Here is a 9,735-nt window from a genome sequence, read left to right on the forward strand (position 1 = left end):
TTTTCGACAAAATTAAAGCTAATTTTTAATGTAATATCTTTTGCAAGTGCTATAATTCAATTGATATATAGTAATGATTGGGGGCTAGGCAAAATGGAAAATATTATTAATAATCCAATTAAATTAACATTATTAATTTTATTTTTTGTCTGCTTGTTACTATTAATAATAACATTAGTATTGTGAGGGCAAAAGCGTTATTTAAAAACAATTGAAATTAAAGTTTTACAAAAATTTGATATTTTAAAACGATTACCGTTAAAACATAAAATTTTTCGGATTTCTGAAATTGCTCGTTATAATAATCGCTATGCAAAAGACTTGATTATCTGACGAACAAAGTATGAAATTATTTATGAGAAAAAATTAATAAGTTGTTTAGAAGTATTTCGTAAATTATATCAAATTAATAAAACAACATCCAAGAAAATGCCGAAAGTAGCAGTACAAAAAATTATTCCGTTGTTAAAAGAATTAACTTTATTGGAAGAAGAAGCTCGTCGGTTATTAGATGAAATTAACAGTCAATTGCGAATTGAATTATTACAACGAGATTATATTTTGGCACATAAGAAAATGTTTAATTCATTGTTAGAAGATGCAGTTAAATTGCAAATGAATGTATCTTTAGATTCTAAAAAAATTAGTGATTTTGAACGAAATATTGAAAGTATGTTTGATGAATTTGAAGATTATTTAACAGCGGGTGATTTTGTTAAAACAGAACAAATTTTATCTAATATTACTACTTCCTTAACTATTTTTGTTGAAATTTTAGACAATATTCCACAAATTAAAACCTTGTTAACAAAATTGGTTCCAAATAAACTTTCTTTATTAAAAGATAAATATGTTCTTTTCAATAAAGATGAAAGTAGTCGTGATTTATTAAAGTATAGTTTTGATGAATTAACCCAAAAGATTGATAAAACTAAAATTTTAATTTCTAAATATATTGATTATTTGCAATATAAAAAAGCAACCAAGAAAACAATTGAAATTATTAATCAAATTAGTGATTTTGATCAAAGTATTGAACATCAAAAAGCAATTATTTCATGTTTTAAAAAATATTATCAAGTTGTAATGGATTATATTAATAAAATTGAACGGAGTTTTAATGCAATTTCTCGACAAATTGAGGCATTACGTAGTTCATCAACATTAACGGCACATGAAGAAGGCATTTATCATGAAGCAATGGGAAAAACAAAGGATTTAACACATGATACTAACCGCTTAGTCTTAGAAATTAATCGTAATGGTCGCGATTATGTTAATTTTAATCAAGAATTAGTACATTTATTAGAAAATGCTGTTGTAACCCAAGAAGCATTAGAAAATGTTGTAAAGATTATTGAAAAACGTAATTTTGCAGAAACTGAAATTAGAAAAACAATTCATTTGTTAGAAGTGGTTTTGTTACAAGCTGAAGTTCGCTTAAATCAATTACAATATAAAAAATTATTAACAAAATATGAAAAAGCAATTAGTGATTATCGACAATCCTTGGAAAAAATTAAACGAATATCATTTGATGTTAATAATCCTAGTGAAGTTGATGAAGTAACAGGTAAACTAAATCGTTTGAAAACAGAAGTTTTAAAATTGTTTGAAAAAATTAAAAATAATATTTTATTAGATTTATTATCACAAGAAACATTAGTTTATGCACAAAAATTTATTTTAACAAATGATGATGTTGATGACCAGTTACGTAATGCTCAGATTGCTTATCGCGATGGTGATTATGATGGCTCATTATTTTTAGCGTTAAAAATTATTCATGAAGAACAAGGAAAAATATAGAAAATGGAGTATAAAATGAATTTTGATGTAATATTAATTTGTTATGGAGAATTAACAACCAAAGGGAAAAACCGTAATGATTTTACAAGAGTTTTAGTTAATAATATTAAAACAAAATTAACAGGATATGAAAATCAATATCAAATTAAAAAAGAATTTGATCGTTTATTTATTGAACTATTAGATGCAACGGTTAGTATGGAAATTGTTAACATTGTTAAAAATGTTTTTGGTTCATCATCGTTATCATTAGCCAAAAAAGTTGCTTGTGATTTATCAGAAATTGCTAATTGTGCAATTAATATCGTAAATTATTATCAACCAGCAACTTTTAAATTAGAAGTGCGCCGAAATGATAAGACTTTTCCACTGACATCAACGGAAATTAAGCAACAATTAGCACCAAAAATATTACAACAAACAAAGGTTAAAGTTGATGTTCATCAACCAGTTTTGCAAATTGATGTTGAAGTACGCCGAACATTTACATATGTTTTTGTTAATAAGATTAAAACAATTGGTGGTTTACCAGTTGGAATATCTGGACGAGGATTAGTAATGTTATCAGGAGGAATTGATTCACCAGTTGCAGCTTTTTTAACAATGAAACGGGGAATGAATATTGAATATTTACATTTTGCAACACCGCCACATACGACAGAAGAAGTATTACAAAAAGTTAAAACTTTAGTTCAAAAATTAAATTATTACGCTGGTCAAAATCAGCAACGATTGCATGCGGTTAATTTTTCAATGTTACAACATGAATTAATGCATATTCCTGATGTTAGTTATCGAATTATTATTATGCGAAGAATGTTTTTATCGTATTGCTAATTTATTAGCTAAAGATTTAAAATGTCAGGCAATTATTACTGGAGAATCATTAGGACAAGTTGCTTCTCAAACAATTGAAAGTATTAATACAATCAATGATGTTTCTACATTGCCGATTTTGCGGCCAGTATTGTGTTTTGATAAAAATGAAATTATTGATATTGCAAAACAAATTGATACTTATCAAACATCAATTTTACCGTTTGAAGATTGTTGTAGTTTATTTGTTCCAAAGAATCCTGTTACAAAACCACGTTTAAAACAAGCAGAATTTCAAGAAAAGAATTTAATGTGAACAGAAATTATTGATGTTATAATTAAAAAAAATATAACAACATATGTGGTTGGTAAGGATGTGATTTATGAAGAAGAAAACTAGTTTTTTTCAAAAAAAGAAAGAAGTAGCAAAACAATTAGTTAATGAATCTGAATTACAAAAAGCAGAACAATCACGAACAAACTTATTAGAAGAAACAATATTAATTGATGAAGAATTTTCAATTATTCGTGATGTTAAAGATGAAGATATTAAAATAATAAATATGAAGAAAGAACAAAATTCTTTTTATAATAAAAATGCAATTGATTTAGAAAAAGAATTATTAAAAGAAATGGTTCCAAAGAAAAAAGCCCGTTTATGATGTTATTTAGTTTTTGGGATCTTAGCGCTTTTAATTGTAATTATGATTATTATTATTGCAATTAAATTATAAAATTAGGCCACAATTGTGGTTTTTATTTTCTTTTTCGCTACAATGATAGGAGAGTGAGGTAGCAATGATGACAATTCCCCATTTAAATGTTCGAACAAGTTATAGTTTATTATCATCTTTAATTACTTTTGATAAATATTTTAATTATGCTATGACAACTAATTTATCATCATTGGCAATTTGTGATAATAATATGTTTGGGGTTTATGAATTTCACCAGCTTTGTCAAAAAAATAAAATTAAACCAATTATTGGCTTAAATGTTATTATTTTCTTGAATGATATTCCTTATAATATGAATTTATTTGCCCGTAATCAAAATGGTTATTTTAATTTAGTTGAAATTTCATCTTTAATAATGATTAATGCTGAACATAAGCAAAATGTAACATTAGAGGAAATTAGTAAGTTTTTAACAACAGATGTTAAGATTATTATTAATTATACAACAGATAATTATCAACCTGAGTTATATCAAACGCTAAGAAAAATTTTAAAAGTTGGAACGGATTTATATTTAGGTATTAATAATGGGAATTTATCGTTGTTAGAATCGTTGCAAGGATTAGTTGCAAATGAACAAATTATTTGAAATAATAAAGTACAATATTTTACAAGTGAAGATTTTACTGCTTATAAAGTTGTTGATACAATTAAAATACAAACTTTATTTAAAGAAAGTAAGATGAAAGATTTATATGGTTGAGTTTCACCACTGCCCCTTTATCAACAATATTTTGACAATATTAAAACATTTATTACGACAATTGATGTTTTTCCTTTGCATAAAGGGACTATTTTTGATAATTTATTACGTTATCCAACCCCAGAAGGGCAGACCGCACAACAGTTTTTACAAGAAATTTGTCAAACAGCTTTAAAACAAAAAAAAATTAATGGTTCTAAAACAACATATCTGCAACGATTAACTTATGAATTAACGGTGATTAATAAAATGGGTTTTAATGATTATTTTTTAATTGTATGAGATTATGTTCGTTATGCAAAACAACAAAATATTTTTGTTGGTCCTGGCCGCGGTAGTGCTGCTGGTAGTCTTGTCAGTTATTTATTAAATATTACAACAATTGATCCAATTGCTTATAATTTACTTTTTGAAAGATTTTTAAATCCAGAACGAAAAAGTTTACCAGATATTGATATTGATTTTGAAGATGATAAACGAGAAATGGTTGTTGAATATTTATTTGAAAAATATGGTAGTGAACATGTTGCCCATATTATTACTTTCCAGACAATTGGGATGAAAATGGCAATTCGAGATATTTGTCGAATTTTTGATATCGCAATTGAAGAAGCAGATAAAATGAGCAAAGCAGTTCCATTAGAATATAATTATCATTATGAAGAAGCAATTAATGCTAATCCTCTTTTTGAAATTTATCAGAAGAAATATCCCCAAGTTTTTTTGCATTTAAAAAAAATTATTGGTTTACCACGTCAAACAGGGACCCATGCAGCAGGTGTTGTTTTAACACAACAACGCTTACAAACAATTATTCCAATTAAAGAAGGCTATAATGGAATTTATCAAACACAATATTCAATGAATTATTTAGAAGAATTGGGAATTCTAAAAATGGATTTATTAGGATTACGAAATTTAACAATTTTACATGATGTGATTGATAATATTTACCAAGAAACAAAAGTAAAATTAGATGTTGACACCTTACCATTAAATGACCCAAAAACTTATCAATTATTAGCGCAAGGGGATACAAAAGGGATTTTTCAATTAGAATCACCAGGGATGACGAAGGTTTTAGTTGATATGGTTCCAGACCAATTAGAAGATATTGTTGCAACGTCTTCGTTATATCGTCCTGGTCCACAAGATAATATTCCTTTGTTTATTAAACGAAAAAAAAATTTGGCAAAAGTTACCTATATTGATGAACGTCTAGCTGAAATTTTAGCACCAACTTATGGTATTATTGTTTATCAAGAGCAAGTTATGCTAATTGCTCAAAAAGTTGCTAATTTTTCACTAGCTAAAGCTGATGTGCTTCGTCGTGCAATGGGGAAAAAAGATGCATCAATTATGAGCCAAATGAAAACTGAATTTATTGAAGAGGCTGTTAAAAATCATTATGTTGAAAAAATAGCACAAGAAATTTGAGAATTAATTTATAAATTTGCTGCCTATGGGTTTAATCGGAGCCATGCAGTTGCATATTCATTATTAGGTTATCAAATGGCCTATTTAAAAGCAAATTATCCTTCCCAGTTTTTAGCTAGTTTATTGACACATGTTATTGGGGATGAACATAAAACAAATGATTATATTACTTTAGCAAAAAAGAATCATTTAACAATTGTGCCACCAAATATTAATGCTCCATATCGACAGTATCACACAATTGATAATCAAATTTGTGTTCCATTATTAATTATTAAACAAATTGGTTTTGCTTTTTTTAATAAAATTGCCCAAGAGTATCAAACTAATGGGATGTTTATGGATTTATATGATTTGTTTATTCGTTTATATAAGAAAGGCTTAAATCGAAAAACTTATGAGGCATTATGTTTTTCTGGAGCATTAGATGTTTTTAAGCTGAACCGGATTACCTTATTTAATAATTACCACCAAATTCTTACTTATATTGAGTTGATTAAAACGCAAGAAGAGAATGAAAATTTAATTGTTGATTTTTCATTAGCTGAAAAACCAGAACTAGTAATTGAACCAAACGATGAAGTTATATGTCTAGAAAAAGAATATGAATTTTTAGGATTTTATTTATCGAATCATCCATTAAAATATATTCGTGAAAAAGCAGGGTACCAAGATAAAACAACATTAATTAGTAATTTGCGTTTAAGTTTAGGATCAGCAAATATTTTAGTTCTCGTGAAGCGAGTAAAAGTAATTACTGATAAAAACAACAATAAAATGGCATTCTTAGATTGTTATGATGAAAGTGGCGAAATTAGTATTACTGCTTTTGCTGGTATTTATAAAGATTATGCTAATTTGTTAAAAACTAATAATGTCTTATTATTAAATATTAAGTTAGGAACATATAATAATAAAATTAATGGGATTATTAATCGCATTAAATTTATTAGTGGGGAGCAAGAATAAATGTTTATTGAAGTTATTGCAAGAAACTACGAAGAATGCCAAATTATTGAACAAGCTGGAAATATTGACCGAATTGAATTATGTGCTGATTTATCGCGTGGAGGGTTAACAACATCTTATGCAGTTATTCAAAAATGTACTGAACGAATTAAAGTTCCTATTCGGGTAATGGTTTGTCACCGTGATGCTGATTTTTATTGTCCGGCTGATGAATATTTTCAACTTAAAAAAGATATTGCTTATATTAAAACAACAAAGGCAGAAGGTATTGTGGTCGGAATTTTAACACCTACGCATCAAATTGATTTATTACGGATGGAAGAATTAATTGCCTTAGCACATCCATTAGCAATTACTTTTCACAGGGCTTTTGATTTAATTGAAGATAAAATTTACTGCTATTCAACAATTAGTTCAATTAGGAATTAGCACAGTTTTAACCCAAGGTGGGATAACTCCAATTATGAAAAATTTAGTAACTTTACAAAGTCTTCGGAATTATGGTGTTCAAATTCAAGGAGGTAGTGGTATTAATTTGACTAATTATCGCGAAATTAGTCATTATTGTGATGTGATTCATCTTGGTAGTGCTGTGCATTATGACGTGACTTGAAATACTGCCCTTGATATAGTAAAACTTCAACAATTAAAATAGGAAAATTTTTAATTAATTATAATTAATTTGCTACTTTTTCTAAAAACTTTAAAAAAAGTAATATAATTATTTGGTAATGATTAATAGCAGAAAGGAATAAAAAATGAACATTTTAAAAAACATACTTGAAAAAATTAATACCTTTTCTCACAAAATAAAAATTATTTTTCCAGAAGGAAATTCTGAACGAATTCAAACAGTAGCGAAACAATTAATTGGTACAAATATTACGCCAATTCTTGTTTTTGCAACACGAGCAGAAGTTCCAACAACAATTGATGAATTACAAAGCGAAGTTATTGTTGCCGAAGAGCAAAATGAAACAGAATTAGCAGAATATTTCGTTGAATTACGAAAAGGAAAAATTTCATTATCAGAAGCTAAAGAATTAGTTCGTGAATGTAATTATTTAGCAATTTTATGAGTTAAAAAAGGTCTTGCTGATGGAATGGTTGGTGGGATTACTTATGATACAAAAGATATTATTGGTCCAGCATTGTGAATTATTAAAGCAAAACCAAGTGTAAAATTAGTTTCATCATTTTTTTTAATGGTTCGGAATAATGAACGTTATATTTTTACTGATTGTGCTTTGAATATTGATCCAACGGCTGAGGAATTAGCAGATATTGCTTATTTAGGATATGAAGCTAGTCAAGTTTTTGGTTTTCAAAAGCCAAACATGGCATTATTATCTTTTTCAACAAAAGGTTCAGGGCGTGGGACTTCTGTTGATAAAGTCCGTACTGCTTATGAACTTGTCCAAGCAAAGAATTTAAAAAATTGTTCTGTTGATGGTGAGTTTCAATTTGATACCGCGTGAGATGATGCTATTCGTAATAAAAAAGCGCCGTCATCAGTCTTAAAAGCACCTGTTGATATTTTTGTTTTTCCAAATTTGGATGCGGGAAACATTGGATATAAAATTGCCCAACGATTAGGGGGATTTGAAGCAATTGGTCCAATTGTTATTGGATTAGACCGCCCAGTTAATGATTTATCACGTGGTGCTACTATTAATGACATTTACAATACTGTTTTAGTGACAGCATATTTATGTATATATAAATCAAATGATTAGAAAAGAAAAAAGAAAAATGATTTTAGTAATCAATGCGGGTAGTAGTTCGATGAAATTTCAATTATATAAAGTTGATTCAGCAAAAAATTATGAAGTAATTTGCAAAGGATTAGCTGAACGAATTAACATTGATGGAATTTTTACCCTTAAATTTAATGGTCAGGAGTTTCAAACAAAAGAAGATTTTCCAGACCATAAAGCAGCAGCGAAAGTTTTAATCGCTAAATTAAAAGAACATTATATTATTCAAGATTTTACTGATATTCAAGGAATTGGACATCGAATTGTGCATGGTGGTGAAAAATTTACACAATCAATAATTATTAACGATGAAGTATTTTCAGAAATTAAACGAATGGTAACATTAGTTTCGCTGCATAATCCACCAGCAATTGCTGCTATTGAAGCTTTTCGTAAGATTGTTGATGTTCCAAATGTTGCAGTATTTGATACTTCATTTCATACAACAATTCCTGAAGAAAATTATTTATATTCAGTTCCTTATGAATGATATAGTAATTATCAAGTCCGTCGTTATGGTTTTCATGGCATTTCTTATCGTTATATTACAAAAAGATTAGCTGAAATTTTACAAAAACCAGTTACTGAAGTTAATGCAATTATTTGTCATTTAGGGAATGGTGCTTCAATTTGTGCAGTTAAAAATGGTAAAAGTTTTAATACTTCAATGGGTTTAACCCCATTAGAAGGATTAATTATGGGGACACGAAGTGGCGATATTGACCCTTCAATCCACCAATTTATTGCAAATCAAACTGGTGCAACATTAGATGAAATAACTAATACTTTAAATAAAGAATCTGGGTTATTAGGAATTTCGGGAGTATCATCTGATTTACGTGATGTTTTTAACAGTAGCACGGATAATCAACGTAGTAAATTAGCATTGTTAATGAGTGCAAAAAGAATTGCAAAATATATTGTTAGTTATGTTAATGATTTAAAAACAAAACCAGATGCAATTGTTTTTACCGCTGGAATTGGCGAAAATTCTGATGAAATGCGCCAATTAGTTGTTAATGAAGTTACTTTATTAAACTTAGAATTATCTTCGTCAGCAAATCAAAGGTCATATGAAACGGAAAATCTAATTTCAACTCCAAAAGCAGATGTTCTTGTTTATGCAATGCGAACAAATGAAGAAGTAATGATTTGCGAAGATACTTATCATTTAATTAATTCATAAGATAATTTTGTTATTATTTAAAATATAATTCTTCACGATGAAAAGGTTTAGATGCTATTAGCATCTAAACCTTTTCATTTTAGTCCATTTTTTAAATTAAGTGTTTTGCAAAAATTTTATTAATACTAAAATGAACAACTAAAATCATAGCAGTTGGAAAAATAAAGGTAAATGCAGTGTCAGAAATCCAGTGGACTTTCCATTACAACAACAAAATTCATTGCTAAAACATGAATTAATCAAATAATAAAACATAATTTTATTTTTCAGTTAATTTTATTGTTTTGCTTATTTTTTAAAATGTAAAATAAAGATGCAAGT

Annotated in this window: 7 protein-coding genes and 1 pseudogene; all 8 read left to right on the top strand. The window is 27.6% G+C overall.

All coding sequences use genetic code 4. The features are described 5' to 3' along the window. The first annotated feature begins 93 nt into the window (after positions 1–93). Positions 94–1,809 (top strand): septation ring formation regulator EzrA, encoded by a 1,716-nt coding sequence (locus tag EHV01_RS06570; RefSeq protein ID WP_422066757.1) that lies wholly within the window; start codon positions 94–96, stop codon positions 1,807–1,809. A 15-nt stretch (positions 1,810–1,824) separates the two neighbouring features. Continuing rightward, positions 1,825–3,025 (top strand): annotated as a pseudogene (gene thiI, locus EHV01_RS06575) (tRNA uracil 4-sulfurtransferase ThiI). Next, the gene (locus EHV01_RS06580; protein ID WP_422066758.1) at positions 3,009–3,359 is read left to right on the top strand and encodes a hypothetical protein; all 351 of its coding nucleotides are present in this window, start codon (positions 3,009–3,011) and stop codon (positions 3,357–3,359) included. Before thiI ends, EHV01_RS06580 begins: the two are co-directional and overlap by 17 nt. A 64-nt stretch (positions 3,360–3,423) precedes the next feature. Continuing rightward, a complete protein-coding gene (locus tag EHV01_RS06585) occupies positions 3,424–6,471 on the top strand; it encodes a DNA polymerase III subunit alpha (protein ID WP_422066759.1) in 3,048 nt (1,015 codons plus the stop codon). After that, on the top strand, positions 6,472–6,900 hold the full coding sequence (locus EHV01_RS06590; protein ID WP_422066760.1) for a copper homeostasis protein CutC: 429 nt from the start codon (positions 6,472–6,474) through the stop codon (positions 6,898–6,900). Continuing rightward, a complete protein-coding gene (locus tag EHV01_RS06595; protein WP_422066761.1) occupies positions 6,851–7,126 on the top strand; it encodes a copper homeostasis protein CutC in 276 nt (91 codons plus the stop codon). Before EHV01_RS06590 ends, EHV01_RS06595 begins: the two co-directional genes overlap by 50 nt. Before the next feature lie 103 nt (positions 7,127–7,229). Further along, complete coding sequence (gene pta, locus EHV01_RS06600) at positions 7,230–8,207, top strand: phosphate acetyltransferase (protein WP_422066762.1); 978 nt, start codon at positions 7,230–7,232, stop codon at positions 8,205–8,207. 16 nt (positions 8,208–8,223) lie between these two features. Beyond that, entirely contained in the window at positions 8,224–9,414 is a 1,191-nt protein-coding gene (locus tag EHV01_RS06605; protein WP_422066763.1) for an acetate kinase, read from the top strand. Positions 9,415–9,735 lie beyond the last annotated feature (321 nt).

It is taken from the genome of Spiroplasma sp. hy2, from assembly GCF_044714365.1.
Taxonomy (GTDB): domain Bacteria; phylum Bacillota_I; class Bacilli_A; order Mycoplasmatales; family Mycoplasmataceae; genus Spiroplasma; species Spiroplasma phoeniceum.